Raw genomic sequence first — 25,287 nt, forward strand, 5'->3', positions numbered from 1 at the left:
AGCTAACCATAGTATAATAGTTTAACGTATCGGGTTTTACCAAAAAGAAAGGATGTCAACTATGATAACCGAGTTAGCAGCAATGTTAGAGGAACGTTTTGGGATTACTTTTAAGAATCCTGAGCTATTAGCAGAAGCGTTCACCCAAGCGTCATATGTCAACGAACACCAAGATCAAAAATTGAAGTACTATGAACGAGTCGAATTTTTGGGGGATGCCGTCTTAGAATTAGCGGTTTCTGAGTATTTATACAAACGTTATAAAGACATGCCCCAAGGCAAGTTGACTCGCCTGCGAGCGGCAATGGTCTGTGAAGATAGTTTTGCCAGCTTCGCGCGTGAGTGTGACTTTCCACAGTATATTCGCTTAGGTAAAGGCGAACAAAAAGCCAAAGCCTGGGAACGAGATTCCTTACTTTGTGATATTTTTGAATCATTCGTTGGGGCGCTATATTTAGATCAAGGCCGCGAACCAGTCTTGAAATTCATCCATCAGGTGATTTTTCCTAAGTTGGATGAAGGCCGCTTTGACGGTGTCTTTGATTATAAAACGACGTTACAGGAATATTTGCAACAAGCTGGTGATGTCGAGATTGATTACGAACTTGTTGAACAAGATGGGCCAGCCAACGAACGGTCGTATGAAATTGCGGTTTCAGCGAACGGGCGCAAGATTGGTGAAGGTCGCGGCCACTCCAAAAAAGAAGCCGAACAAAGTGCCGCTCGTCAAGCGTATACGCAATTGCAACAAAAATAGCGTCTATTGCTACTGCCTTAAATTTTAGAAGCTTTAGAAAAATAACGATTAATAATTACAGGAAGTTTGTGTCGAATGCAACTTAAATCATTAGAAATCAGCGGTTTTAAGTCTTTTGCCGATAAAACAAAAATTGATTTTCAAGCCGGAATGACTGGCATTGTTGGCCCAAACGGTAGCGGTAAGAGTAATATCATTGAAGCGATTCGCTGGGTCTTAGGTGAACAAGCGGTTAAAAGTTTACGGGGCACTAAGATGACGGATGTTATTTTCGCGGGCTCAGATCATCGTAAACGTCTCAATATGGCCAAGGTCACTATTACCTTTGATAACAGTGACCACTTTTTGCCCCTAGATTATGCGGAAGTCAGCATTACGCGGAAGTTATTTCGCAATGGGGACAGTGAGTATCTGATCAATAATCAGGCCTGCCGCTTAAAAGATATTACGAATTTAATGATTGATACGGGTCTGGGTAAGGATTCATTTTCAGTGATTTCGCAGGGGCGGGTCGAAGCCGTCTTCAACGCTAAGCCGGAAGAACGACGGAGCATCATTGAGGATGTTGCCGGTGTTTTGAAGTACAAAAAAGATAAACAGACCACCGAGGCACGCTTGGCAGACACGACGGATAACCTCAATCGGATCACTGATATTATTGCGGAACTCGATCAACAACGTGGTCCATTAGAAGAACAAGCTAGTTTGGCTCACGATTATCAGGATCAAAAACAGAAATATGATTATTTAGACCGCTCGCGCCTAGTACAAAAGGTGACGATTGCGCACAATCAATTGGTCAAAGTTAATCAGCAATTAGGCCAAGCAAAGGGTTTAGTACAACGTTATCAGGAACAAGTTGACGCTGGGGCGACACAGTTGGCCCAACTGAAAAGTGACCAAGCAGCGGCTCTACAAACAAAAGACGACTTGGCTGCCAAAAATCTCGAGTTGACTAAAACGATTGAAAATACGCAAGGTCAACAAGGGGTCGATGCGGAACGGCGCCAAAATCAGCAAGCGACACAGGAACGCTTAACGACGGCGTTAGCGACTGCTAAAGACGCGGTCGCTACCTTGACGGCTCAAAAGCAGCAGTTAACGGTTAAACTTGCGGATCAACAGCAACAGCTTAAAACCTTGCGGGCAAACGTCCAAAAACTGACGACGGCAACTAGTGAGGCTGGCCGGCAACAATTAGCGGACCAGTTGGAGCAAGTACGCGCGGCTTTCGTTGATGAAAAGCAAGTTGAGGCATCGTTGAAAAATGAAGCTAAAAATTTGGTGAAACAACACCAACAAGCTGGTTCACAAACTGACGCGACCACGCAACGGTTGTCAGCGGCGCAAGCTGAGTTGGCACAGGCTAAGACGACAGTTGATACTGAGAATTATCAGTTGAGCGAGTTGAAGAACCAAGTGACGGCGCAGACCCAATTGTTAGCCAAACAACGGGCTGACTACCGAGCCAATGCGACTAAGTATGACGACCAGCAACACAATTATTATGCGGCGTTAGGCTTACGTGAAAAAGCTAAGTCACAGTTAGAGACGTTACAGTCGGCTCAAGAACGGTATACAAGCTTCTATGCTGGTGTTCGAGCGGCTTTGGAGCATCGGCAACAATTTCCAGGTGTCGCCGGCGCTGTTTCTGAACTGTTAACGATTCCGGCTAACTATACGAAAGCAGTCGAAATTGCGCTTGGTGGTCAAGTTCAAAACTTGGTTTGTGATACGCAACAAACGGCCAAAGCAGTCGTGGCTTTCTTAAAGCAACACCACGCTGGTCGAGCGACCTTTTTACCCGTTGAACGGATTGAAGCGCGTCAACTACCCGTTGCAACAGCACAAGCATTGCAACAGCAAGCTGGGGTTCTGGGTGTCGCAAGTGAGCTTGTGACTTGTGCGCAGCCGTATGTCGCCATTAAACGTTATCTACTCGGGACAACGGTGATCGTGGATACGTTAGACCACGCGTTGGCCATTTCGCGGACACGACGTTTTCGTTGTAAATTAGTGACGATTGACGGTGAAACGATTGCGGCCAGTGGGGCGATTACCGGTGGTGCCACCATGCATGGTGACCGGGGTGTGCTTCAACAGCAGCAACGCACGGAACAATTAGCGGCGGATGTCGAAAAAATGAACGCGGCTTTAAAAGCCAGTGAAGAACAGTTAAAAGCAACTAAGACTGCTACTGATGACTTGACCACGGCTGGTGAAGCCAGTCAGCAAAAGTTGAGTGATCTAAAGGATCAGGCTAGCCAAGCACAAGCAAAATTACAAACTGCGCAAGCGGCTTTGACGCAACTCTCACGGCAAGTTAAAGCATTGACTTACGAGCAGTCACAGCACGCTGACGAAGATAGCAGCTATGAGGCTCAGGTGGCACGTAACCAGCAAGCAACGGCTGAAAATCAGGCCAAGTTGGCTGATTATATGCAGCAAATGGCCACCATTCAGCAACAACAAGCGGACTACACGGCTTATCAACAACAGCAAGCTGGTGAGCTACGAGCGCAACGTGATCAAGTGCTCGTGCTTCAAGAGCATGCCAAGCAAACGCAAGCACAGCTGACGCAGACGGACCAACAATTGAGGTCGCAACAAGCAGCGCAAACTCAGACCGAAAACGAGTTACAAACGGTTCAAAAAACGTTGGTTAATCAGCAGTTATCCGTCAAAGAACGGACGACGATCCTAGCGAAAGCCAAAGCTACCCAAGCGGAAGTTGTCGCTAAACAAACCACGGTGCAGGCTAAACTGACACAAGCCAATGATGCCTTAGCCGATTTGACGACTGTTCAAACGCGGACGCAACAACTGTTAGCGGCCGCGACAGATGATTATCGTCGCTTAGAATTAAGTCAAACTAAATTGACGGGTGAAGTTGACCACGCGACGGCTGATTTGAGTGAAAAGTACAGCCTCACTTTAGCCGCGGCCCAAGCCGATATCAGTGACTTAGCATTATCAGAACTCGAAGAACAATTAAAATTATTGAAGCGTGGTCTGGACGAAATTGGGACGGTCAACTTAGGCGCGATTCAAGCCTTCGACGAATTGGCCGAGCGTGATGATTTCTTGACCAAGCAGGCGGATGATTTGAAACGGTCGAAGGCGGATCTGTTACAGACGATGGCCGATTTGGACGAAACGGTCGTGACTCGTTTTAAGACCGCTTTTGATCAAGTTGCGACCGAATTTAGTGCGATTTTTGTGCAAATGTTCGGTGGCGGCAAGGCTGAGCTGATTCTCACGGATCCAGAGCACCTGTTGACTAGTGGCGTCGACATCATGGCGCAGCCACCTGGCAAAAAGTTCCAGCGGTTGAGTTTGTTATCCGGTGGGGAACGGGCCTTGACAGCGATTACGTTGCTATTTGCTATTTTGGCAGTTCGGCCGGTGCCATTCAGTATTTTGGACGAGGCGGAAGCTGCTTTGGATGACGCCAACGTCGATCGTTTTAGCCAATATTTGCAGGATTTCCAGACGGGAACCCAGTTTGTGATCATCACGCACCGGAAAGGGACCATGATGCACGCCAACGTATTATACGGCGTGACAATGGAAGAATCCGGTGTTTCGAAGATGGTCTCAGTTTCGTTAGATGACTTGAAAGCTAGTTCGAAACTCAAAAATTAATCTAAAGGGGAGTATTAAAGATGGGATTATTTAGTCGCCTCAAGAAAGCATTTAGTTTACCAGAATCCGCCGACTCACAAGCGACCTCGGCTGCCAGTGATGCGGCTGACAGTACGGCCAGCCAAGCTGAAACAGCCACTAGTAGTGCTAATACCGTAGTCAGTAGCACTGTTGCGGCGGTAACTGACAGTTCAGCTGCGAGTTCTGAAGCCCCGGTGGCATCCGAAGCCCCTGCGATTTCAGAGACACCCGTTGCCAACGAAAGTGAGTCATCAGCACCCGTTAGCGCTGAATCGACAGCGCCAGCAACTGTGACGTCAGCTGCCGTGACCGCTAGTGCTGCTGAATCAGCGACAAGTGTGGCTACTGAAACGAGTGCTGTTGCTGAATCAATGGCGCCAGAGTCTTCAGTTGCCAACGAGACGGTCGACTCAGCTGCATCGACAGCACCAGCAGCAGACGCAGAACCAACGGAAGCGGAGCGTTATGACGAAGGGTTGAAAAAGTCTCGGAAAACTTTCGGGGATCGCATCAATGCCTTCCTCGCCAACTTCCGTCACGTTGATGAAGGGTTCTTCGATGAACTTGAAGATACGCTGATCGAATCGGATGTCGGCTATGAAACGGCGATGCGGATCAGTGATGAATTGCGAGATGAAGCCAAACTCCAAAACGCGAAAAGTAAAAAAGAACTTTCCAGTGTGATCGTTGAAAAGCTCGTTGATATGTATGGCGAAGCTGGTCGTGGCGAGGATAATTCAATCCACTTAGCCAAATCTGGCCCGACGGTTATTTTATTTGTCGGCGTCAATGGTGCCGGTAAAACGACGACGATTGGTAAAATGGCGAACATGTACAAGCAGCAAGGTAAGAAAGTTTTACTAGCGGCTTGTGACACGTTCCGGGCTGGGGCCATTCAACAACTCCAAGTTTGGGGTGAACGGGATGGCGTTGACGTTGTCGCAGGGCCTGAAAAGAGTGATCCTGCTTCGGTTTGTTTTGATGCAGTCAAAAAGGCCAAGGCGGAAGATTACGATATTTTATTCGTCGACACGGCTGGCCGGTTACAAAATAAGGTTAACTTGATGAACGAACTGGAAAAAATCAAACGGGTCATTACGCGTGAGATTCCAGCGGCGCCCCAAGAAGTCTTGTTAGTCTTAGACGCAACCACCGGTCAAAATGCGTTGAACCAAGCAAAATTGTTCAAACAGTCGACGGCGGTGACCGGAATCGTCCTGACAAAACTAGATGGGACTGCCCGTGGTGGGATTGTCCTAGCCATTCGAAACGAGCTGCACTTAGCGGTGAAGTATGTGGGTCTAGGCGAAAAAGTGACCGATTTGCGGCCATTTAATGCGAACGACTTTGTTTATGGTTTATTTAAAGATGTGATTGCCGGTTAACGGTATTGAGAACGGTTTTTCGGTCAGCGGAAGATCGTTCTTCTTTTTTGCTTGAAACTAACGGCTGAGAGTTGACGTTTCAAGCAAAAATCGGTAATCTAAGTTAGTGTGCAATTAGTTATTTTGTCCCCAAAGGAGCGTCCCATGGAAATTGAAAAAAATTACCGCATCAATTCTTTATTTGAATTCTACGAACCACTGCTGACCAATAAGCAAAAGTCTTATATTCAGCTGTATTACGGTGATGATTATTCCTTAGGGGAAATTGCCGAAGAATTTTCGGTCTCGCGCCAGGCGGTGTACGATAATATCAAACGCACAGAAAAGATTCTCGAAGGTTACGAAGCTAAATTGCATTTATATCAAGCATTTGTGGAACGTAATCATGAGGTCGACGCGATTTCGGCGTATATCAAGCAGCACTATCACGGTGATGCGACGTTAATTAAAATGATTCAACAACTAGTCAACTTAGAAGCTGACTCAGAATAAAAATGAAGGTTAGGTGAACACTGATGGCATTTGAAGGCCTAACAGAACGTTTACAAAAAGCAATGACCAATCTCCGACGGAAAGGGAAAGTTTCCGAAAGTGATTTAAGAGACACCATGCGTGAAATTCGTCTGGCGTTATTAGAAGCCGACGTTAACTTTACCGTTGTCAAAGATTTCGTCAAAACGGTGCGGGAACGTGCTTTGGGGGCAAAAGTCCTCGAAGGGTTAAATCCAGCCCAACAAATTGTAAAGATCGTTAACGAAGAATTAACGAAGACGATGGGTGAAACGGCAGTACCGTTGAACAAATCGCCGAAGATTCCAACGGTGATCATGATGGCCGGGCTCCAAGGGGCTGGGAAAACGACGACTGTCGGGAAACTGGCGTTAAAACTCAAGAATGAACAGAATGCCCGTCCCTTAATGATTGCTGCCGACGTTTATCGGCCAGCCGCGATTCAACAATTGCAACAGGTCGGCCAGCAAATTGGCGTGCCCGTTTTTGAGATGGGGACAGATGTTGATCCAGTCGAAATCGTCCGTCAAGGGATGGCTGAAGCCGAAGCTAATCACAACGATTACGTCTTCATTGATACGGCTGGTCGTTTACAAATCGATGAACAATTGATGACTGAATTAGCCAATATCAAAGATTTAGTGCATCCTGACGAAATTCTATTAGTCATCGATGCCATGACTGGTCAAAACGCGGTCAATACGGCCGAGGGCTTTGATCAGAAGCTTGATGTCACTGGGGTCGTTTTAACGAAGTTAGATGGGGATACCCGTGGTGGGGCCGCCTTATCGATTCGAGCCGTGACTGGGAAACCAATCAAGTTCGTTGGTCAAGGTGAAAAGATGACCGACCTCGATGTCTTCCATCCCGACCGAATGGCTGATCGGATCTTAGGTATGGGTGACATGTTGACGCTGATTGAAAAGGCGCAACAACAGTACGATGAAAAAGAAGCCGAACAAATGAATCGCAAGATCCAAGAAAACACGTTCGACTTCAATGACTTCTTGGATCAGTTGGATCAAGTTGACAAAATGGGGAACATGGAAGACATCATGAAGATGATTCCCGGGATGGCTAATAATCCTGCCATGAAGAATATCAACATGGATCCAAAAGATGTCGCCCACATTCGGGCCATTGTTTACTCGATGACGCCCCAAGAAAAAGCGGACCCTGATGTCTTAAATCCATCGCGGCGGCGACGGATTGCGGCTGGTTCTGGTCGGCCAATTCATGAAGTGAACCGTATGATCAAACAATTCAATCAAACGAAAAAAATGATGAATCAAATGTCCAAAGGAAACTTTTCTGGGATGGAAGGGCTAATGGGCGGTGCCGGTGGTGGTGGCGGTCTTGGTGGCAAGATGCAGCAAATGGCCATGAAGCGGATGGTCCGCACGACCAAAAAGAATAAAAAGAAACGTTTAGCCAAGGCAATGCGCCGTCGTAAACACTAATTTGAAACTATTTTTAGCCTGTCAAGAAAAAAACCTTTACAAGCTATTGATTTACTGGTATATTATTACCTGTTAAAGAATTCGGGAGGTGTTTAAATGTCAGTCAAGATTCGTCTAAAGCGGATGGGTTCAAAGAAAAATCCATTTTACCGGATTGTTGTCGCTGATTCACGTTCACCACGTGATGGTCGTTTTATCGCCCAAGTCGGCACATACAACCCACTTACAGAACCAGCCCAAGTTAAACTTGAAGAGGAAGATATCCTCGGTTGGTTGAACAATGGTGCACAACCTTCAGATACGGTTAAGAATATCTTATCTAAAGCCGGTATCATGAAGAAGTATCATGAAGCTAAGTTCACTAAATAATAAAGCGGTAATAGATCATGGCAGATATTAAAGCTTTAATCAAAACGGTCGTCACACCGTTGGTTCAATATCCTGCCGATATTGCGATTGATTTCAAAGAAACCACTCGTTACTTGGAATATAACTTAACGGTTAATCCTGAGGATATCGGTCGGGTCATTGGCCGACAAGGACGCGTTGCTTCGGCAATTCGGACGATTGTGTATAGTGTCCGAGTTTCAGGACCTAAACGAGTTCGTCTTACGATCGAAGATGGACAGAAAAAAAACTCTTGAGCGAAGCAGTAATGTTTTGTTCGAGAGCTTTTTTATTACAAACAAAAGGTTGAAAATAACTGGTTCATCCGACTGTGAAGGATAGTTGATAATTGTCGCTTCCGATTGTTGTTGATAACATGCGGCCGAGGGACCGGGACAAGCCTGAGAAACGTCTTGTCCCTCGCCCGGAAGACCTGCGTAAACCGCAAGTCTCCCGGCCGGTCCGTGGTGTAAGACCGGAAAGTCGCCGGTCAAACGCCACCCACACGGCCGATGCCATCAACAACAACCTACAGCTAGCTAACTGCTTTGAGTGATTGTCAGTTATTTAGATATTTAGCGAGATCAGTCAGAATTTGTGGCTGTGTCGACAGGGATAGTCGGCGTGGCGTTGAGACACGAAAATTGATTCTGCTTGTCGGAGCTGATAATCCGTATAAGGCCATTTTAGTCATAATCAACGCTAGTATTTCATGGCAGCTTTGATACTTTCAACCTTTAATTACAAAAATAATGGTCAAATATAAGGAGGATTAAATGGATTATTTTCGAGTAGGTACCTTAGTTAATACCCATGGCATTCGTGGTGAAGTGAAAGTTGTGGTCATCACCGACTTTCCTGAAAAACGATTCGTTAAAGGGGAAAAGCTGATTTTATTTAAAAACGTGGACGACACGACTGGTGGCATTCCGTTAACGATTGAAAAGGCGCGCGAACAAAAAGGGCTCTTTTTCCTGACATTTAAAGGGCTTGATAACATTAATGACGTCGAAAAGTATAAAGGCTGGACGTTAAAAGTCGCTGCCGAAGCTTTGCAGGACCTACCAGCCGGTGAATATTACTATCACCAGATTATTGGTCTTAAAGTAGTAACAACTGAAGGCGAAACAATCGGTAAAATTAAGGAAATTATGTCGCCTGGGGCTAACGATGTCTGGGTCGTCCAACGCGACCATGGGCAAGCTGATGTCCTGTTACCTAAGATTCCGCAAGTCATCAAAAAGGTTGATTTAGACGCTGGTACCGTGACGATTGAATTGATGGAAGGATTGATCGATTAATGCGGATTGATATTTTAAGCTTATTTCCGCACATGTTCGATGGGCCATTACATGAATCGATGATCGGTAACGCGGTTGAAAATGACTTGATCGACGTTGGGGTGACGGATTTTCGCGATTATACGACGGATAAACACAATCATGTTGACGACTACCCATATGGTGGCGGTGCCGGCATGTTGCTGCAACCCCAACCGATTTTTGATGCGTTAGCGGCTGTCGAAGAAAAGCATCCAGCGAAAGGCCGGGTCATTTTACTCGATCCAGCGGGTTACCAGTTCAATCAGACTGTTGCGGAGGACTTTGCCAAGGAAGATCACTTGACGTTTATCTGTGGCCATTATGAGGGCTATGACGAACGTATTCGCTCACTGGTGACCGATGAAGTCTCTTTAGGGGACTACGTCTTGACCGGTGGTGAATTGGGCGCCATGGTCATGATCGATGCGACCGTCCGTTTGATTCCCGGCGTGCTGGGTAATTCTGAATCGGCGCCTGGCGACTCGTTCTCAAGTGGGTTATTAGAATATCCTCAATATACGCGTCCAGCCGATTTTCGGGGGCTAAAGGTCCCAGACATCTTGCTGAGCGGTGACCACGGTAAAATCGATGACTGGCGCTTAGAGCAAGCTTTAAAGCGAACCTATGAACGGCGTCCAGATATGCTAAAAGACTTGAAGTTGAGTGGTAAGGCTCGTCAAATGTTGGCAGATATTAAGGCAGATGCAGACGATTTATAAAGAATCCTTGCACCAGCTAACAGATTATGTTAATCTATTTATTGGCTATCATGCCCATTAACGACATTCCGCTGACCAAAGCTGTCACGAATATCGGCGAAAGGAAGAAACAAAACTATGCGTCAAAACCAATTGATCGAAAAGATCACCAATGACCAACTCCGTACGGATATTCCTAATTTCCGCCCTGGAGATACTGTTCGTATTCACGCCCGTGTTGTTGAAGGCACTCGTGAACGGATCCAATTATTTGAAGGTGTCGTTATCAAACGTCACGGTTCAGGTATCAGCGAAACCTATACTGTTCGTAAGATCAGTAACGGTGTCGGTGTTGAACGGACTTTCCCATTACACACACCTCGTGTAGCGGCTATTGATGTTGTACGTCAAGGTCGGGTACGTCGTGCTAAGTTGTACTACTTACGCGACTTACATGGTAAGGCTGCTCGGATTCCAGAACGTCGTCGCGGCTAAATCAAAGCAAGTTAAACTTAATTTGGTGGCTTAGGTCACGGATTAGGTCCAAGAATCGGTTACTGATTAATTTCGGTGATCGATTTTTTTGTGGCCTTTAGTTAACTTTTGAAAAAATAATGATATGATAAAATTAGTCACGATATTTCAAGATGTGGGGATCCTAGCAAGTGCCTCGTCAACAGCCGTAATTGCCTAGGAATATCGCAAATTGTGGTGTGGAGGTTAGGATAGGTGAAGACGTTATTAAGCCTCAATCCAGTCTTGGAAGAGTCGATTATGATTTGGCTCGCGGTTAGTACTGGGCTTACGGCAGTAATTTTTGGTGTGGTGTGGTTATGGAAACGACGGAAATAAACCTGGTTGCAATTGAGGTTGACTCGATTGCGACTTTTTTATTCCCATCAATGCTTAATCCGGTCGGTTAGGCGGTTGAACAATATCGACCAATTTTTGATTTTTACAAATTAATTTGTTTCAAAATATCACTTGTTTCCAGCTAAGTCATTATCTATACTCAAGTTAACTTAAACTAGAGAGATGGAGAGTGGCGAAAAGTGACCAAACAGAGGCGTGAGTGGTTGATTGGTGCAGTGGAGATTGGCTTGTTGATTGCGGTCGTCGGTTTGAATATTTGGTGGATGGTCTACCGTTACGGTGGGGAAACTTATTATGTACAAAACGGCAAAGCACTGAATTCTTATTCAGTAACAATGCCCACGGGGGTTGTGGGTACGGGACACACTTATTTAGGGATAGGAATTAATCGGCATGGGGCGAAGCGTCAGATTAAGTTTAAGTCGGATGCGGTGGCACCAGCGCCATTTAGCAAGAGTAAAATTGTTAAGGTGACGGTTAATACACATTATGGCATCACCAACTATGAACCGGTCAAAAATTTGAAACACTTACCAGTGCCAGTTCGTAATCAATTAGGCAATTAAAACCAACTAAGCCTTCAATTATGAGCTAATTTTGAATTGACGGGCTTTTGAATGCTGTTTGTAAGTAAAAGAATGAAACGGTAAAGACTTCCAGGATGATGGCGGATAATAGTAAAACTATAATGGTCTCAGTGATTGGGCATGCTGTTCAATGACGCGTATACTTACAGTTATGGAGGGGTGTTTAACTATGAAGGAAAAAGAAGTTTTTCATATTAATGGTTATATTGGACTAGTCTTAGCCATCTTGTTTGTACTCTTTGGTGGCTGGTTGATTTGGCAAGGGAGTGTCAGTGATCAGATTGTAACCGTCATTTTAGGCGGCCTGTTGCTCATTGTTGCCGGTTTGGGAGCAAGTTCATTAACTATCGTTGGCCCAAATGAGGCGCGCGTCTTAACCTTCTTTGGTAAATATATTGGGACGATTCGAGATTCCGGCTTATTTATGACCGTGCCATTGACGAGTAAATTTTCGATTTCGTTACGTGTCCGCAACTTTAATAGTGCCATTTTGAAAGTGAACGATTTACGTGGGAATCCGGTTGAAATTGCGGCTGTTATCGTGTTTAAAGTGGTCGACACCAGCATGGCACTATTTGCGGTTGACGATTATGAACAATTTGTTGAGATTCAAACCGAATCCGCAGTACGACACGTCGCTTCGGAATATCCTTATGATACGTTTGATGATGGTAAAAAAGTGACTTTGCGGAGTAACCCAACCGAAGTTTCAGATCGTCTGACTGAAGAATTACAGGAACGTTTGAACGTCGCCGGGGTTGAAATCGTGGAGACCCGTTTGACTCATTTGGCTTATGCCACTGAAATTGCGAGTGCCATGTTACAGCGTCAACAATCATCCGCTATCTTATCTGCGCGGAAGGTCATTGTTGAAGGGGCGGTGTCTATCACAGAAGACACCATTCAACGTTTGGAAAAAGACACTGGGATGCAGTTGTCGGATGATAAAAAATTACAACTGATCAATAATATGATGGTCACCATTATATCTGAGCGTGGGACACAGCCAGTTGTTAATACTTCGAAGGTGGAGTAGAAACGTTGTCATATCAATGATTATAGCACTTTAAATTTAGAACCGGCTCTCTGAAAAAGAGGGCCGGTTCTTTTTGTGGTGAAGTTTTGGTTGAATTTTCATTTACTAGGTTTTCGCGCAATGTGTATTAGCTAAAATCGTTATTTAAATCATCGAAACGAGTGATGTACTCGGGCTTAAAGCAGATAAGTTCCTCAAGTGGTCATTTGATAAACTAGTTTTCCATGCAATAACAGTTAAACCATGACATTTGTCACTTGAAACTCATGACAAAGTGAACTACCGACAACATAGCCATCCTGCTAAGCTAATAGTTATTCAAGGGGGATGAAGAGATGCAACCAATTATTCAGGCAGAACATGTGAGTTTTAGTTATGGCGAGCAGGCCATTTTAAAAGATATTAATTTAACCATTAATCCTGGTGAAATTATTGGTTTAATTGGGAAAAATGGGGCTGGAAAAACGACACTTTTGAACTTGTTGCTGGGGGTGCGGGCGAAGAAAAGTGGTCATTTAACCTTGTTCGATCAGGTACCCGGGGGACCGTTAACCAAGCGAAATATTGGCTCAATGTTACAGGGCGATTTGCCGATTCGTGGAGTCACGGTAGTGGAATTGTTAACCATGGCAGTGACGCATTATCCGACAGCGCTACAGCCGAAGCAATTAATGGCCGATTTAGCATTGACTGAGCTATCACAACAACAATTAACAACTTTATCAGGTGGTCAGTTACGGCGTGTCACCTTTGCGTTAGCACTGATTGGCAATCCTAAGCTCTTATTTTTGGACGAACCAACAGTGGGTATGGACACCAATGCCCAGCAAGCTTTTTGGGCACGCGTCAAGGCATTAAAAGCACAAGGTAAAACAGTGATTATTACGAGCCACTATTTACCTGAGATTGAGCAAGTGGCCGATCGGATCCTGTTACTCCAAGATGGTCGCTTTATTTTTCAAGGAACGTTGGCCGAGTTGCAGCGGCAATATCAACAGGTCGAAATTAGTTTTCAAACGTCATTAGCTTTGACAACTTTTGAGGCATTGGCTGGGGTGACGGCAGTGTCGCAAATCAATCAAGTTGTCCAAATGAGTAGCACGGATGGCGATAAAACGTTACGGGCGCTGGTCCCATATTTATCACACTTGCAGCAAGTAACGATCAACCGAGAATCATTAGCCACTATTTTTGTCCACTTAACCAAGGAGGTCTAATCATGAAACCATTTTTAGCACAATTAAAGTTTGATGGTCGGCGGCTGATTTTACGGAATTTTTCATTTCAATTTTTCTCAATCTTAATGCCCGCCGGTTTCTACTTACTATTTACCAAAGTGATGGTGTCAGGCACGGTCCCAGTGAGTTTTAGTTTGCAGTATATGGCAAGCATGATTGTGTATAGTGGCACGATTAACGCGTTATTCGGGATTGCCTTAATCTTAATGCATGATCGTGAAAAAGGGCTACTCCAATGGTATCAACTGACGCCATCAGGAGTGCAACCGTATTATTTGTCGGTAGGATTCTGGAGCATGGTGATGAATGGCATTGCGATTGTAGTGTTAGGAATGCTCGCAGTCGTTGTCAATCATGTCAGCTTAACGCTCGGACAATGGTTTTCGGTGGCGGGGGTTGCGTTGGTTGGTCAAATACCAACCTTGCTGATGGGTGTCGCAATCTCATTTCTCAACCGGCCAGAAACGTTAAGTATCGTTAGTAACCTCATTACATTTCCGATGGCGATTGTTAGCGGGCTATGGTGGCCGATGTCAATGTTGCCAAGCTGGCTACAACCAATCGGCAAGTTAATGCCAACTTATTTTGTGAACAATTGGTTGGGCGCAGTGGCGACTCATGCTACACTTAAAACAACAAATGTGATTGGTGTGAGTGCTTGGATTGGGGTCCTGTTAGTGCTTGTGATTTTTGAAACCCGCCAATTACTTAAACGGGGTGATGGGGTTGTCAAAGCCTAAGTGGCTGGCGCGCGTTAAGAACCTTGAATGGGATAGTTATATTTGGCTCGGTTATTTGCCTTATTCAGTCGCAATTTATTTACCGGTCAAAACGATTCAAGCCTGGTTTTGGCTGAGTTTATTGGCCGTTTTCTTAATTTTGTATGTTTTAGTTGTCGAAAAAGAGGCCTGGCGACCGGTGACAATTCCGCTGGAGTTACTCATCACTGGGATGTTTTCAGTCTTTGGGGGAAATAATTACTTGATTATTTTTCCAGGTTGGCAAGTTTCATTTATTTTGGCACAACGTCCTAAAAAGTATTTCTATTGGTTCTTGACGGCTTACTATGGGTTTATTTTAACCAGTCTGGTTGAAGTCTATTACTCGAATCCTAGTTGGCATAACATTGAAGTGATGGGATTAGTGTTTCCGCTTCTATCACCATTAATGGCCTACACGTTTTCTCGGTCGATTATTCGACAGCGGCAACTTCGTCAAACCAATCGGCGGCTACAGTCAGTTGTGCAACGTGATGAACGTGAACGGATTGCCCGGGACTTGCACGATACACTTGGTCAAAGCTTTTCGATGATTACATTGAAAACAGAGCTGGCTAAAAAGTTACTGGTCAAAGCACCAGAGAAGGTTGGCCCTGAACTTGACGATATTGCGCGAACCAGTCGGGAAAACTTACAATTAGTCCGCTCGATTGTAAATGACCTTCATCAGAAGTCGATTAGTGAAGTCTTACTTGAACAGAATCGGAATTTGTTGGCCGCCAATGTTTGGTTGGTGACCACTGGTGAAAAGCAAGCGGTTAAGTGGCCGACGGTGGTTCAAGGAGTGTTTTCCGCGACACTGGTCGAAGCACTGACCAATGTGATACGGCATGCGCATGCTCATCAAGTTCAGTTGAATTTTAGTGAAACGACTGTGCAGTATCAAGTTGTGGTTCAAGATAATGGCCGGGGTGGCTCATTAGAACGTGCAGGTGCGAATGGGATTACAGGCATGCGAACCCGTTTATTTGAGGCACACGGGACGTTTGAAATTAAACCGGTCGGTCGGGGAACCAGATTGATTTTAACGTTACCCAAAGAGGAGGCACTTCAATGATCACAATTTATTTGGCGGAAGATCAGAGTATGCTGAATTCTGCCTTGACACAGTTATTAGAGCTGGAAGATGATTTACATGTCGTCGGGTCGGCGGGCGATGGTCAAACTGCTTGGGACGAGCTACAACAATTACAACCCCAAGTCGCAATTTTGGATATTGAAATGCCCGGCTTATCTGGTTTAGACGTCGCCGACCGGATTCAAAATAGTCAGCTCACGACTAAGGTTGTTATTTTGACGACGTTCGCGCAAAAGGCCTACTTTGAGCGAGCAGTTAAGGCACAGGTCGCGGGGTATTTGTTGAAGGATAGTCCTAGTGATGATCTGATTGCAGCGATTCGAAAAGTGATGCTTGGGCAGACACTTTATGCGCCGGAATTAGTGGTCAATATGTTATCTGCCGACCAAAATCCCTTAACTGATCGTGAACTGGCCGTGTTAAAAGTGGCTGATCAAGGCCTGCCGACGAAAGCGATTGCGAGTGAACTCTATTTATCTGCCGGCACGGTGCGTAATTATTTGTCGGCAATATTTAGCAAACTTGGCGTCCATAATCGACTTGAGGCCATTAGTGTGGCTAAGCGTAATAAATGGCTGAGCTAGGGAATGTCATTTTTACTAACTACTGATACAAAAGCATCGACTTGAATTTTTTAAATCCTGAGTCGATACTTTTTTAATGGAAAAGTCTTGTTAATTACAGGTTGGCATAATTGATTTTAGTTGTGTCACTTGTTTATCTGTGCCATTTTTGAAGATATAGTCGAAGACATCATGCTTTTGATAAATTGGTGCCATAAAATCAGAATCAATTTGGTTAATTGTGTCGATTAGATTAGTCTGAGCCAACTGTTTAATATTTTGCAACATCAGCGCGTCATGTTCTTTACGTTCAGAAGCTGCCTGCGGATAGCCAGTATTCATGGGACCATCAAAGAGCTTTTCCAGCGTAAATTTGAGATTTAATTCACCCGCCCAGCCGAAATTTAGGCCTAGCGGTAGTGAGGCGCAGTTGCCGTGATTGATGCGGCCAAACAAGTAGGCATCACTAGGTGTGGGCAAATAACCACAAATGACATTGGGCAAACTATTGCAGGCAATTGCCATCCCATTGCCGGAACTACAACCAGTAATGACATAGTCGACCGCTTTAGTATTGAGCAGTAGGCCAACTAATAGTGAGACTTGAACGTAGGATAACTTTGGATCGTGTTCAAAAACACCAAAGTTAATCACCTCATTCTCAGCTCCAGCAGCTTGTTGGGTAGCCTGGAACAATAAGTTGTTTTTATCGATTTGCGTGGTAGCCTGGATCACTGCAACTTTCATAGGCAGCGCTCCTTTTATTTACTAGAATAATTGTAACGCTATCACAATAATAATTGGTGAGCGACACTAAATATTTAAGCTGATTTTTTCGACATACTGTCATAAAAAAACTGGTGTTAATGTGAAAACCATCAACACCAGTTTTTTTGAATTAGGCTCGAAATACGATGATAAGCTTTTAGTTCTCATACGAGAAAGATGCTACCTTTTTCATATTTAACGAAAAAGTGATCAACATTAGCAGGTTAAAAATGAGAATCACGGTACCGAAAATAATTGTCTCGGATAGGATACTGTTGCCAATCGAAAGGGTACTTCTAAAAGCATTGATTGAAATACTCATTGGCAAGTAAGGGTGAATGACTTGGAAAAAGTGATTGGACAATTGAATGGGATAAGTCCCGGCTGAACCGCCTAATTGGATGATCATAAAGATAAGCATGAGCCAAGCACCGGTTTTTCCCATAATCAAATTGAAGAATGTTACGATGCTTCCAAAAGCCCACATAGTGAGGATAGTGAATAGCCACGTTTTAATGGGTTGTAACGGTATGAGCTGGTTAATGAACAGTAACATTAAGAACATGATAGTCGCGGCCGCTAACGTAAACGTGAAGAAGAAAGGAATCTTTTCACCCCACCAATCAAAAGCATTTTTGGGGCGGCGATGGGGTGTAAACATGTCATAAATAATATTAAAGGTAATACAACCGACAAATAAGGCCACGGACATCAGGTATGGTGTCATCCCGGTCCCATTATTTTTAACGTGCGTGGTGTCCGTGTGAGTAAGCTTGACTGGTGTGACGATACTATTTATCTGGTGAGACGTGTTTTGACTAGTGGCGATTAGTTGATGGCCACCAGTTTTAAGCCCGGTGGCGATTTTAACATTGGCTTGGTGGATCAATCCGGTACTTTGAGCTAATTTAGTCGTATCTCCAGTCAGACTTGCAGCCCCAATACTTAACTTTGACATGTCTTGATTAAGAGACTGAATGGCCGTCATATCTTGATTGTTACCAGTGATTGCTTGTTTGGCAATTACTGTGTTGGCAGTCAGTAGTCTTTCAGCTTTTTGTGTCAAATCGGATTGTGTGGTGTCCGTGTTTGCAGACTTTTGAGTTAACGTTGTTAGTATTTGTGCAAGTTGCTGATTGTTTTGTGGGATTTGTTCGAGCCCCATAGTTAATTTTGCCGTTCCACTGGATAATTGTGTGAGGCCATTTTGAAGCTCTGTTTCACGGTTACTTAGCGTTTGATCTGCGGTTGCAAGTTGTGTTTCACCTGTAACCGTTTGGGCTAAGCCGGTATTGGTTTGCGTTAGGGCTTGGTTGGCAGTGATTAATTTCTGTCCGGTAGTTGCGAGTGTCTTGTTCATGACTTGCAAGTAAGCGGTGGTGAGCTGCTGGTTGACGGATTTTTGGACACTTTCAGCAATTGTTGTCGACATTTTCATCGCAATAAAACTGAAGCCTGCATTGGTGTGATAATTTAAGTCAATATTTTTAAAATGATGTTGCCCTAATTCGGTCGCTTGTTTGGAAAAACTTTTTGGAATTGTAATGACCATATAAAGTTTCCCATTTTTTAGGTCGTGATTAGCGCGGGTCTGACTGAGCGCTTTGAAATCGGCAGTATTAGTTTGAGTTAGGCGAGTCGTTAGTTTTTGACCGAGTGAATAGCTAGTCTGGTGCTTGACAACTGTTACGTCGTCGTTAATGATACCGACGGGTAGCTGTTTCACATTACTATAAGGATTCCATAACGAGGCGAGAAAGATGACTGCGTAAAAGGTTGGAATCAGTAAAATTCCGAGAATAATTCGTAACAGTCCTTTGGTACGAAAAATGTATTTCCATTCATCTAAAAACATCATTGATGCCCCCATACTTTTATAATGAACGATTCATTCATCAGCCGACTTAAAGAAAAACGGCACGTTGACCGTATTTTCAAAGGTTTAACTAGCCGTTTCAGGTATAACTGGTCGTTAGTTGCTGGACGACGCACTTTTTCATTTCTTGCTGATCATAATGATTAGTCTGATGGTCAAAGGAGTCGTATTGTTTGTGAGCGGACCACCAGAAAACTTGATCAATAATCAGCAATGCGTCATTTTCTGGGTGGCTGAGATAACGGACTTCACCGGAAGTGACTAAAGCAGCTAACAATTGGGCAATGTCCGTGTATAGTTGTTGTCGATAGCGTTTATATAATTGTAATAGGGCTGGACTCATTTGCGGGTTACGTTCGAGAATTAAAAAGTAGGCACCGTATTCATGAAAATTAGTAAACAGATAGTCTAACATGGCCGAAAATCGTGCATCGGTTGGATAATCTGTCATCAGCGTGTGTAACTTGTCATTAGCCTGTTGGTAAATTTCAGCGGTGTGTGTGACTAGCTCATCAGCGGAAAGTGGTGCCACGGGTAAGGCTTGAACATGATCGATGACTGTCGAGTCTAGGGTGGTGGCAAACACAAATTGCAGTAGATCGTCTTTACTGCGAAACAAACTGTATAGCGTTCCAACAGCTAGATTGGCGTGTGTGGCGATGTCGGTCATCTTAGTTTCAGCATAGCCGGGCACAATAAATAAAATCTTAGCGCTTGTGATAACGCGTATTAACTTTTCGTGTAAATCCATTCAATCACCTCCATGGAATGAGGCGAGTATAGCATCGTTCAGTTTTAGAATGAATCATTCATTCTTGTTTTGACAGGTTTCCTAACAAATGATGTTGCGTATGAAGGACTATATTTTCTAATATTATTAAAAGTGCCAGTAAATTAAGTGAGGTGGTCACTTGATTTGCTGGTACTTTTAAAGCTTTCCACTAACGGAACGTGAACTGGCCGTGTTAAAAGTGGCTGATCAAGGCCTGCCGACAAAAGCGATTGCGAGTGAACTCTATTTATCTGCCGGCACGGTGCGTAATTATTTGTCGGCAATATTTAGCAAACTTGGCGTCCATAATCGACTTGAGGCCATTAGTGTGGCTAAGCGTAATAAATGGCTGAGCTAGTGGTGGGTAGTGTTGTGAAGACGGACTCTGGATTTGGACACTAACCTTTTAAAACGTCAAACGAGTCAATGAAGGCAAACACTAATAACTAGAACATTACACTTGATTTATACACACTGAATGTGTATCTTTAAAACAAGACGACTATAGAGGTGATCTAGATGCCGATGAAGCCCCGGCAAATTGTAAAATTGCTCAAAGAGAATGGCTTTATCGAAAAATCACAAAACGGATCCTCACACCTTAAAATGTTTAACCCGAGCACTAATGTGACTGTTATGGTTCCCATTCATGCGAAGGAATTAGGTAAGGGCTTAGAAAATGCGATTTTACGAGAAGCAAATTTAAAGAATTAATTATTTCTTTAGCATCGAAAATGTTTTTTCCTGATGATCGTATATTTAAGTTCAAGGAGGCAAGCTATGAAAAAAGATATTGTTATTTATCCGGCTATTTTTAGTCAAGATGGTGATTACATTTTTGTGCGTATTCCAGACTTAAAGGGTGGGTTTACTCAGGGAAATGATACCGTTGATGCTGTACAGATGAGTGAAGACTTGATTGGAAACTTATTGGAAGATCAAACGGAATATCCCCAAGCTACAGAGATTGATCCGTCATCCCTAGGCAGTGATGAAAAGTTGGTTTATATCACGACCGATTTAAGTGCTTTTCGCCAAGAATTTTCACGTACTATTCGAAAAAATGTCACGATCCCAGAGTATCTAAATGATATGGCAAAAAAGCAGAAATTAAATGTTTCGAAGGTATTAACGGACGCATTAAAGACTAAATTTGGTGTTTAAAATGCTACGGATTTGCAACCAAGCTCAGCTGATACTGGGCTTTTTTTGATATTCTTTAACTCATGCCTATTGAAGCCCGTTAGTAATCGGGAACAATGAGTTTTATGCTGTTCACAAGATTCTGTTCAGAACCATTTTTGAAGATATAGTCGAAGACATCATGTTTTCGATAAATTGGCGCCATAAAATCAGAGTCAATTTGGTTAATTGCACCGATTAGATTAGTCTGAGTCAACCGCTTAATATTTTGCAACATCAACGCGTCATGTTCTTTACGTTTAGAAGCTGCCTGCGGATAACCGGTATTCATTGGACCATCAAAGAGCTTTTTCAACGTGAATTGGAGGTTTAATTCACCGGCCCACCCGAAATTTAGGCCTAGCGGTAGTGAGGCACAGTTGCCGTGATTAATGCGGCCAAATAAGTAGGCATCACTAGGTGTGGGCAAATAACCACAAATGACATTGGGCAAACTATTGCAGGCAATCGCCATCCCATTGCCAGAACTACAACCAGTAATGACATAGTCGACTGCTTTAGTATTGAGCAATAGGCCAACTAATAATGAGACTTGGACGTAGGATAACTTCGAATCGTGTTCAAAAACACCAAAGTTAATCACCTCATTCTCAGCTCCAGCAGCTTGTTGGGTAGCTTGGAACAAGAGGTCGTTTTTATTGAGCTGTGTGGTTGCCTGAATCACTGCAATTTTCATTGATAACGCTCCCTTTTTGTCAAAGTAATTGTAACGCTTTTGAGACTTCGAGTGTCTGCATAATTTAAGGTGACGTTTGGAAATTAGTTGATGAAAATTATGTAAAACAAGCTCGATCAGAAAATGATAACTATTCTGATTGAGCTTGTTGTTTTAAAATGGCCGTCGTCGCTGTAAGAAAGCATTATCAATGTGTTCAAATTCTAGCTTGGGGTAATATGTCATAGCTGCGGGGGCCGCTAACAAAACTAAAGCAACATCTGGGCCAATTTCTGTTTTAAGCTGCTGGACCAATTCGCGACCAATTCCTTGATGCTGATAGTCTTGAGCGACAGCCAAGTCAGATAGGTAACAGGCATAGCTGAAATCCGTTAACGTCCTTGCGACGCCCACCAAGCGTTGGTCGTCCCAGGCAGTCCAGAGACAATCTGCCTGGTCTAGCATTTGTTGCAGACGGGGCGAATCAGTCGTTGGCCGATGGATGCCAGAACTGGTAAAAATTGAAGCCAACTGCGCTGCGGTTAATTGTTTTTGATTGGTGTAAGTAATCATTTAAAATCTCCTTACAAATTACTTTTTATCTCATGGACCACGTTCACCGGTTTCATGGCACAGTAGCGGCCTTTGGTGAATTTGTTTTTAAATAGAGAGCCAACTTATGGTGTAATCTATGATCTATCGGATGAGGCATTTTAAAATGATGACAACGGATTAAAAAGTGTGAACAGGAGGGGGCACTAGATGCAATACACGTTTATCGGGGATACCCATTCAGCGGCGGATGATTTAAAAGCTTTATTACAGGCCAAAGCGATTCAAAATAGTCGATTAGTCTTTTTAGGTGACTATATTGATGGTCGCGCATCACGAAATGGCAGCAGCCACCCGGATGCGCTTGAACCATTAGCGGTGCTTGACATAATCATGACCCGTGTCAACGAGTATGGTGATATTGCCTTATTAGGAAATCATGATGATTTTTGGTTGCAAACGGCCTATGGAAATGACTTGAGCTACCAGACTTGGCGACTGAATGGTGGTGCTCGGACTTGGCGTCAATTAGGGATTCATTCGAGCAATTTGACGGTTGTTGCGGACGCCTTGAAGCATGACCCGCTATCTCGTTACACTAAATTTCTCGCTCAGTTATCGTTGACTTGGGAGAATAACACAATGTTGGCGATGCATGCAGGAATTGATTGGGCTTATCCGTTTGATCAGCAAGTGCGTGATGACTTGTTATGGATTCGTGATGACTATTATTTTGATCAAAATCGAAAGTGGCATCGCAATTTAACGAAGAAAGTCATGATTACCGGCCACACGCCAGTCCAAACCATTCATGATGATGGTTATGGCTTCATTAAAATGCAAGCAGATGAACAAGATGTCCCACGTTACCTCATTGATGCTGGGAGCCGTTCAGGTGCTCAAAATGGTGGTATTTTTGCGTTAACCCTCTCAGAGGATGGGGCGGTTATTGCTAAAAATTGGGTTGTGAACGGACAACTATTAGATGGCAACCAGCCCTATTTACAAGCTTAAAATGAGTTAATTAGCCCTAGTTGGACGTGAAAATTAAATTCTTAGACACGCAATTGCTTAATTCTTTAGTATAATTAAGTTATTAATGACAAGTGTCGAGGTGCCTTATGGAAACCATTAAAGTTTCACAAACATTATCCGTCAGTAATCACCGTGTCTTTTCCTCTGATTTAAATGAACATGACACGGTATTTGGCGGGAAGATTTTAGCTGCAATCGATGATAACTCTTCAATTCCCGCGTCTCGCGTGGCGCACATCGAAACGGTCACTGCTTCGGTGGATCAAGTTAATTTTATCTTGCCATTTCGGTTGCAGGATTCAATGTGTACTGAATCATATGTGTCAGGTGTCGGTCATCGGTCAATCGAGGTCTTTACGAAGATTATTGGGGAACATTTGAAAACGGGTGAACGTTTCTTAGGTTTAACCTGTTTTTCATCATTTGTCGTGATGGAACGTGAGATTCAATTGCCCAAAATTGTCCCGGATAGTGCAGAATACTGCTTCGTTTGTGAAGGGTACGCTACACGCCAAGCTGAACGGATGGCGAAGTTACAACGCCAGGAACATTTTAATCAGCACATTAGTTTAGATTTTCCATGGACGAACTAATTAAAAGCCACTAACCGAGAAAATTCGGTTAGTGGCTTTAGTTCATTTATAAGTTTAAATCTGTCTCGTAATTTAATGGTGAAAAATCGGTACTCTTCGTAATCAGCTCAGCAGACAAGTTTTGCATGGCTGTGAGTGCAATCTTTGCCGCTTGTTCATTGGCTTGGGTCAACTTAGCCGATAATTCAGCGGCGGGGGTGTTGGCGATGGCTTGATCAGTCATGATTAAATGGTGACCAAGTTTAATAGTCGTTTCTTTTTGCACCTCATTCAGCAGGGCATGCAAGTCGTGATAATGGGCATCAACGAGTACGCCCGCTAATTTATAAATCCAATAAGCCGACTGGTCGTCGTATTTTTCAGTCGCCAGTTGGTAAGCGGCGGGAGTCGTGTCAACGTTGGCATAAAATGGTACGTAGACACTTTCGGCAGCCACACCCATCGCTAACCAGTGAATGCCGCGTACGCCAGCTGGCTTATCTGGCCGCAGTTGTAAGACGTGGGACTCCTGTGTTTTGGCTAAACTAATTGGTCGGTAAGTGTGTTTTTCAGCGTCAGTACCGCCACCGACCGGATCAAATGGGGTCCCTTCATAATGTGAGGCCAAGTAATGTTGGGCTTCATCAATATGGATGAGGCGGTTGGCCCGTTGGATGAATGGCAAATCAAATGATTCTGGATCTTGTTCGATTTCTGGCGTGAAGTATTTTTGACCATACCAAACACGCGGTGTGTTGTAGTGTTGGTCGGATAGATCAGCTGTGCCAAAAACGTCACGGAAGTTCAACCCGTTGGCCATTGAAGCTAATTGATTGTTAACAACAAAATCCCGAATACCCTTAGCGTACAAAAAGTTTTCGTGATCAGCATAGTCGACTTCTTGAATTGCGAGTTGATTGGCCACCACGGCATAAGCGTCGTCTGGAATTCGTTGAGCGACCCAATAATGCCCAGCACCAGTCTCCATGTACCAAACTTCGTCGGTATCACTAAAGAGAATGCCGTTGGTTTCGTAAGTCCCATGGGTTTCGATAATTTTACCCAAACGTTCGACGCCTTCACGCGCGGAGGTAATGTAAGGTAAGGTGACCGTCACCATAGCTTCTTCACCGATACCATCCTGCACATAGGGATCAGCGGCTAAAACGCGGGCATTGCAATAAGCACTTTCGGTCGCACTCATGGCGACCCCGTGTTCATTGATACCGTCTTCTTCAAATAATCCGAATTTTGGCGTCCATTCAGGAGTCGCGGTATATTTCGCACGGATCTTGGGCAGCGTCATCGTAAACGGATGGTCTTGATCATGTGATTGGAACGTTTGTGGTGCGTCAAATTCGGCGTGGGGATGCACAACAAACTTTTTGGCCCAAGCGGCCTTAGAATCCTCATTTCGGCCAATCATCGTTGAACCATCGGCAGTGGCATTTTTACCAATTAAAATACTGGTACAAGCTGAGTAGGGATTAAACTGATGTGTCAGCATAAAGAACC

Annotated in this window: 27 protein-coding genes and 1 pseudogene; 22 read left to right on the forward strand and 6 right to left on the reverse strand. The window is 44.1% G+C overall.

Going from position 1 to position 25,287, the window contains the following annotated elements:
* The first annotated feature begins 61 nt into the window (after positions 1 to 61).
* From rnc to FFM70_RS02660, 17 genes are all read left to right on the forward strand, one after another.
* The gene (rnc, locus tag FFM70_RS02585; RefSeq protein ID WP_137615283.1) at positions 62 to 757 is read left to right on the forward strand and encodes a ribonuclease III; all 696 of its coding nucleotides are present in this window, start codon (positions 62 to 64) and stop codon (positions 755 to 757) included.
* A gap of 75 nt (positions 758 to 832) precedes the next feature.
* Positions 833 to 4,402 (forward strand): chromosome segregation protein SMC, encoded by a 3,570-nt coding sequence (smc, locus tag FFM70_RS02590; protein ID WP_137615284.1) that lies wholly within the window; start codon positions 833 to 835, stop codon positions 4,400 to 4,402.
* Between the two features lie 20 nt (positions 4,403 to 4,422).
* Positions 4,423 to 5,808: a signal recognition particle-docking protein FtsY gene (gene ftsY, locus FFM70_RS02595; protein ID WP_137615285.1), complete on the forward strand. Its 1,386-nt coding sequence runs from the start codon at positions 4,423 to 4,425 to the stop codon at positions 5,806 to 5,808.
* 144 nt (positions 5,809 to 5,952) lie between these two features.
* Positions 5,953 to 6,300, forward strand: a complete 348-nt coding sequence (locus tag FFM70_RS02600) for a putative DNA-binding protein (RefSeq protein WP_137615286.1) — start codon at positions 5,953 to 5,955, stop codon at positions 6,298 to 6,300.
* Positions 6,301 to 6,323: 23 nt separating this feature from the next.
* Positions 6,324 to 7,778, forward strand: a complete 1,455-nt coding sequence (gene ffh / locus FFM70_RS02605) for a signal recognition particle protein (protein WP_137615287.1) — start codon at positions 6,324 to 6,326, stop codon at positions 7,776 to 7,778.
* A gap of 96 nt (positions 7,779 to 7,874) precedes the next feature.
* Positions 7,875 to 8,147 carry a 30S ribosomal protein S16 gene (gene rpsP, locus FFM70_RS02610; protein ID WP_003638633.1) on the forward strand — a complete coding sequence of 91 codons (273 nt, stop codon included), beginning with the start codon at positions 7,875 to 7,877 and terminating at the stop codon, positions 8,145 to 8,147.
* Between the two features lie 17 nt (positions 8,148 to 8,164).
* Positions 8,165 to 8,422, forward strand: coding sequence for an RNA-binding protein KhpA (gene khpA / locus FFM70_RS02615; RefSeq protein WP_137615288.1), 258 nt, complete (start codon positions 8,165 to 8,167; stop codon positions 8,420 to 8,422).
* Positions 8,423 to 8,941: 519 nt separating this feature from the next.
* Complete coding sequence (gene rimM, locus FFM70_RS02620; RefSeq protein ID WP_137615289.1) at positions 8,942 to 9,466, forward strand: ribosome maturation factor RimM; 525 nt, start codon at positions 8,942 to 8,944, stop codon at positions 9,464 to 9,466.
* Positions 9,466 to 10,206, forward strand: coding sequence for a tRNA (guanosine(37)-N1)-methyltransferase TrmD (trmD, locus tag FFM70_RS02625; protein ID WP_137615290.1), 741 nt, complete (start codon positions 9,466 to 9,468; stop codon positions 10,204 to 10,206). The genes rimM and trmD overlap by 1 nt, the downstream gene beginning before the upstream one ends.
* 117 nt (positions 10,207 to 10,323) lie before the next feature.
* Positions 10,324 to 10,680: a 50S ribosomal protein L19 gene (rplS, locus tag FFM70_RS02630; protein ID WP_137615291.1), complete on the forward strand. Its 357-nt coding sequence runs from the start codon at positions 10,324 to 10,326 to the stop codon at positions 10,678 to 10,680.
* A 234-nt stretch (positions 10,681 to 10,914) separates the two neighbouring features.
* Entirely contained in the window at positions 10,915 to 11,037 is a 123-nt protein-coding gene (locus tag FFM70_RS14030) for a hypothetical protein (RefSeq protein ID WP_263390596.1), read from the forward strand.
* Between the two features lie 200 nt (positions 11,038 to 11,237).
* Entirely contained in the window at positions 11,238 to 11,624 is a 387-nt protein-coding gene (locus FFM70_RS02635) for a YxeA family protein (RefSeq protein ID WP_137615292.1), read from the forward strand.
* Positions 11,625 to 11,814: 190 nt separating this feature from the next.
* Complete coding sequence (locus FFM70_RS02640) at positions 11,815 to 12,681, forward strand: SPFH domain-containing protein (protein WP_137615293.1); 867 nt, start codon at positions 11,815 to 11,817, stop codon at positions 12,679 to 12,681.
* Positions 12,682 to 13,016: 335 nt separating this feature from the next.
* Positions 13,017 to 13,898: an ABC transporter ATP-binding protein gene (locus FFM70_RS02645; RefSeq protein WP_137615294.1), complete on the forward strand. Its 882-nt coding sequence runs from the start codon at positions 13,017 to 13,019 to the stop codon at positions 13,896 to 13,898.
* 2 nt (positions 13,899 to 13,900) lie between these two features.
* Positions 13,901 to 14,659, forward strand: a complete 759-nt coding sequence (locus FFM70_RS02650) for an ABC transporter permease (RefSeq protein ID WP_137615295.1) — start codon at positions 13,901 to 13,903, stop codon at positions 14,657 to 14,659.
* Complete coding sequence (locus FFM70_RS02655; RefSeq protein ID WP_223877422.1) at positions 14,646 to 15,755, forward strand: sensor histidine kinase; 1,110 nt, start codon at positions 14,646 to 14,648, stop codon at positions 15,753 to 15,755. The genes FFM70_RS02650 and FFM70_RS02655 overlap by 14 nt, the downstream gene beginning before the upstream one ends.
* The gene (locus tag FFM70_RS02660) at positions 15,752 to 16,360 is read left to right on the forward strand and encodes a response regulator transcription factor (protein ID WP_137615297.1); all 609 of its coding nucleotides are present in this window, start codon (positions 15,752 to 15,754) and stop codon (positions 16,358 to 16,360) included. Before FFM70_RS02655 ends, FFM70_RS02660 begins: the two co-directional genes overlap by 4 nt.
* Before the next feature lie 90 nt (positions 16,361 to 16,450).
* Here the strand turns inward: FFM70_RS02660 and FFM70_RS02665 are convergent, their stop codons facing one another.
* The 3 genes from FFM70_RS02665 to FFM70_RS02675 form a co-directional block, all read right to left on the reverse strand.
* The gene (locus FFM70_RS02665; protein WP_137615298.1) at positions 16,451 to 17,086 is read right to left on the reverse strand and encodes an RpiB/LacA/LacB family sugar-phosphate isomerase; all 636 of its coding nucleotides are present in this window, start codon (positions 17,084 to 17,086) and stop codon (positions 16,451 to 16,453) included.
* 178 nt (positions 17,087 to 17,264) lie between these two features.
* The gene (locus FFM70_RS02670; protein ID WP_171002278.1) at positions 17,265 to 18,962 is read right to left on the reverse strand and encodes a YhgE/Pip domain-containing protein; all 1,698 of its coding nucleotides are present in this window, start codon (positions 18,960 to 18,962) and stop codon (positions 17,265 to 17,267) included.
* Between the two features lie 100 nt (positions 18,963 to 19,062).
* Positions 19,063 to 19,734, reverse strand: coding sequence for a TetR/AcrR family transcriptional regulator (locus tag FFM70_RS02675; protein ID WP_137615300.1), 672 nt, complete (start codon positions 19,732 to 19,734; stop codon positions 19,063 to 19,065).
* Positions 19,735 to 19,915: 181 nt separating this feature from the next.
* Between FFM70_RS02675 and FFM70_RS02680 the strand changes: the two are divergent.
* The 3 genes and pseudogenes from FFM70_RS02680 to FFM70_RS02690 form a co-directional block, all read left to right on the forward strand.
* Positions 19,916 to 20,113: pseudogene (locus FFM70_RS02680) on the forward strand (response regulator transcription factor); the annotation flags it as partial.
* Positions 20,114 to 20,274: 161 nt separating this feature from the next.
* Complete coding sequence (locus FFM70_RS02685; protein WP_137615301.1) at positions 20,275 to 20,469, forward strand: type II toxin-antitoxin system HicA family toxin; 195 nt, start codon at positions 20,275 to 20,277, stop codon at positions 20,467 to 20,469.
* 66 nt (positions 20,470 to 20,535) lie between these two features.
* Entirely contained in the window at positions 20,536 to 20,919 is a 384-nt protein-coding gene (locus tag FFM70_RS02690; protein WP_137615302.1) for a type II toxin-antitoxin system HicB family antitoxin, read from the forward strand.
* Positions 20,920 to 20,998: 79 nt separating this feature from the next.
* Here FFM70_RS02690 and FFM70_RS02695 read toward each other — a convergent pair whose 3' ends face one another.
* The gene (locus FFM70_RS02695) at positions 20,999 to 21,634 is read right to left on the reverse strand and encodes an RpiB/LacA/LacB family sugar-phosphate isomerase (RefSeq protein ID WP_137615303.1); all 636 of its coding nucleotides are present in this window, start codon (positions 21,632 to 21,634) and stop codon (positions 20,999 to 21,001) included.
* 153 nt (positions 21,635 to 21,787) lie between these two features.
* A complete protein-coding gene (locus FFM70_RS02700; RefSeq protein WP_137615304.1) occupies positions 21,788 to 22,186 on the reverse strand; it encodes a GNAT family N-acetyltransferase in 399 nt (132 codons plus the stop codon).
* A gap of 189 nt (positions 22,187 to 22,375) precedes the next feature.
* Between FFM70_RS02700 and FFM70_RS02705 the strand changes: the two genes are divergently transcribed.
* Complete coding sequence (locus FFM70_RS02705) at positions 22,376 to 23,179, forward strand: metallophosphoesterase (RefSeq protein ID WP_137615305.1); 804 nt, start codon at positions 22,376 to 22,378, stop codon at positions 23,177 to 23,179.
* A gap of 107 nt (positions 23,180 to 23,286) precedes the next feature.
* Positions 23,287 to 23,793, forward strand: a complete 507-nt coding sequence (locus FFM70_RS02710; RefSeq protein WP_137615306.1) for an acyl-CoA thioesterase — start codon at positions 23,287 to 23,289, stop codon at positions 23,791 to 23,793.
* Between the two features lie 46 nt (positions 23,794 to 23,839).
* Here FFM70_RS02710 and FFM70_RS02715 read toward each other — a convergent pair whose 3' ends face one another.
* Positions 23,840 to 25,279 carry a C69 family dipeptidase gene (locus FFM70_RS02715; protein ID WP_137615307.1) on the reverse strand — a complete coding sequence of 480 codons (1,440 nt, stop codon included), beginning with the start codon at positions 25,277 to 25,279 and terminating at the stop codon, positions 23,840 to 23,842.
* Positions 25,280 to 25,287: the final 8 nt, after the last annotated feature.

It is taken from the genome of Lactiplantibacillus nangangensis (assembly GCF_005405065.1).
GTDB classification, from domain to species: Bacteria; Bacillota; Bacilli; order Lactobacillales; family Lactobacillaceae; genus Lactiplantibacillus; species Lactiplantibacillus nangangensis.

Coding starts and splice junctions, on each gene's coding strand:
- FFM70_RS02705 (WP_137615305.1), top strand. CDS start 22,376: ATGCAATACACGTTTATCGGGGATACCCATTCAGCGGCGGATGATTTA.
- rplS (WP_137615291.1), top strand. CDS start 10,324: ATGCGTCAAAACCAATTGATCGAAAAGATCACCAATGACCAACTCCGT.
- FFM70_RS02670 (WP_171002278.1), bottom strand. CDS start 18,962: ATGTTTTTAGATGAATGGAAATACATTTTTCGTACCAAAGGACTGTTA.
- FFM70_RS02700 (WP_137615304.1), bottom strand. CDS start 22,186: ATGATTACTTACACCAATCAAAAACAATTAACCGCAGCGCAGTTGGCT.
- FFM70_RS02660 (WP_137615297.1), top strand. CDS start 15,752: ATGATCACAATTTATTTGGCGGAAGATCAGAGTATGCTGAATTCTGCC.
- FFM70_RS02640 (WP_137615293.1), top strand. CDS start 11,815: ATGAAGGAAAAAGAAGTTTTTCATATTAATGGTTATATTGGACTAGTC.
- ftsY (WP_137615285.1), top strand. CDS start 4,423: ATGGGATTATTTAGTCGCCTCAAGAAAGCATTTAGTTTACCAGAATCC.
- FFM70_RS02675 (WP_137615300.1), bottom strand. CDS start 19,734: ATGGATTTACACGAAAAGTTAATACGCGTTATCACAAGCGCTAAGATT.
- rnc (WP_137615283.1), top strand. CDS start 62: ATGATAACCGAGTTAGCAGCAATGTTAGAGGAACGTTTTGGGATTACT.
- ffh (WP_137615287.1), top strand. CDS start 6,324: ATGGCATTTGAAGGCCTAACAGAACGTTTACAAAAAGCAATGACCAAT.
- rimM (WP_137615289.1), top strand. CDS start 8,942: ATGGATTATTTTCGAGTAGGTACCTTAGTTAATACCCATGGCATTCGT.
- FFM70_RS02645 (WP_137615294.1), top strand. CDS start 13,017: ATGCAACCAATTATTCAGGCAGAACATGTGAGTTTTAGTTATGGCGAG.
- FFM70_RS02695 (WP_137615303.1), bottom strand. CDS start 21,634: ATGAAAATTGCAGTGATTCAGGCAACCACACAGCTCAATAAAAACGAC.
- FFM70_RS02650 (WP_137615295.1), top strand. CDS start 13,901: ATGAAACCATTTTTAGCACAATTAAAGTTTGATGGTCGGCGGCTGATT.
- smc (WP_137615284.1), top strand. CDS start 833: ATGCAACTTAAATCATTAGAAATCAGCGGTTTTAAGTCTTTTGCCGAT.
- FFM70_RS02715 (WP_137615307.1), bottom strand. CDS start 25,279: ATGCTGACACATCAGTTTAATCCCTACTCAGCTTGTACCAGTATTTTA.
- FFM70_RS02600 (WP_137615286.1), top strand. CDS start 5,953: ATGGAAATTGAAAAAAATTACCGCATCAATTCTTTATTTGAATTCTAC.
- rpsP (WP_003638633.1), top strand. CDS start 7,875: ATGTCAGTCAAGATTCGTCTAAAGCGGATGGGTTCAAAGAAAAATCCA.
- khpA (WP_137615288.1), top strand. CDS start 8,165: ATGGCAGATATTAAAGCTTTAATCAAAACGGTCGTCACACCGTTGGTT.
- FFM70_RS02665 (WP_137615298.1), bottom strand. CDS start 17,086: ATGAAAGTTGCAGTGATCCAGGCTACCACGCAAATCGATAAAAACAAC.
- FFM70_RS02710 (WP_137615306.1), top strand. CDS start 23,287: ATGGAAACCATTAAAGTTTCACAAACATTATCCGTCAGTAATCACCGT.
- FFM70_RS02690 (WP_137615302.1), top strand. CDS start 20,536: ATGAAAAAAGATATTGTTATTTATCCGGCTATTTTTAGTCAAGATGGT.
- trmD (WP_137615290.1), top strand. CDS start 9,466: ATGCGGATTGATATTTTAAGCTTATTTCCGCACATGTTCGATGGGCCA.
- FFM70_RS02685 (WP_137615301.1), top strand. CDS start 20,275: ATGCCGATGAAGCCCCGGCAAATTGTAAAATTGCTCAAAGAGAATGGC.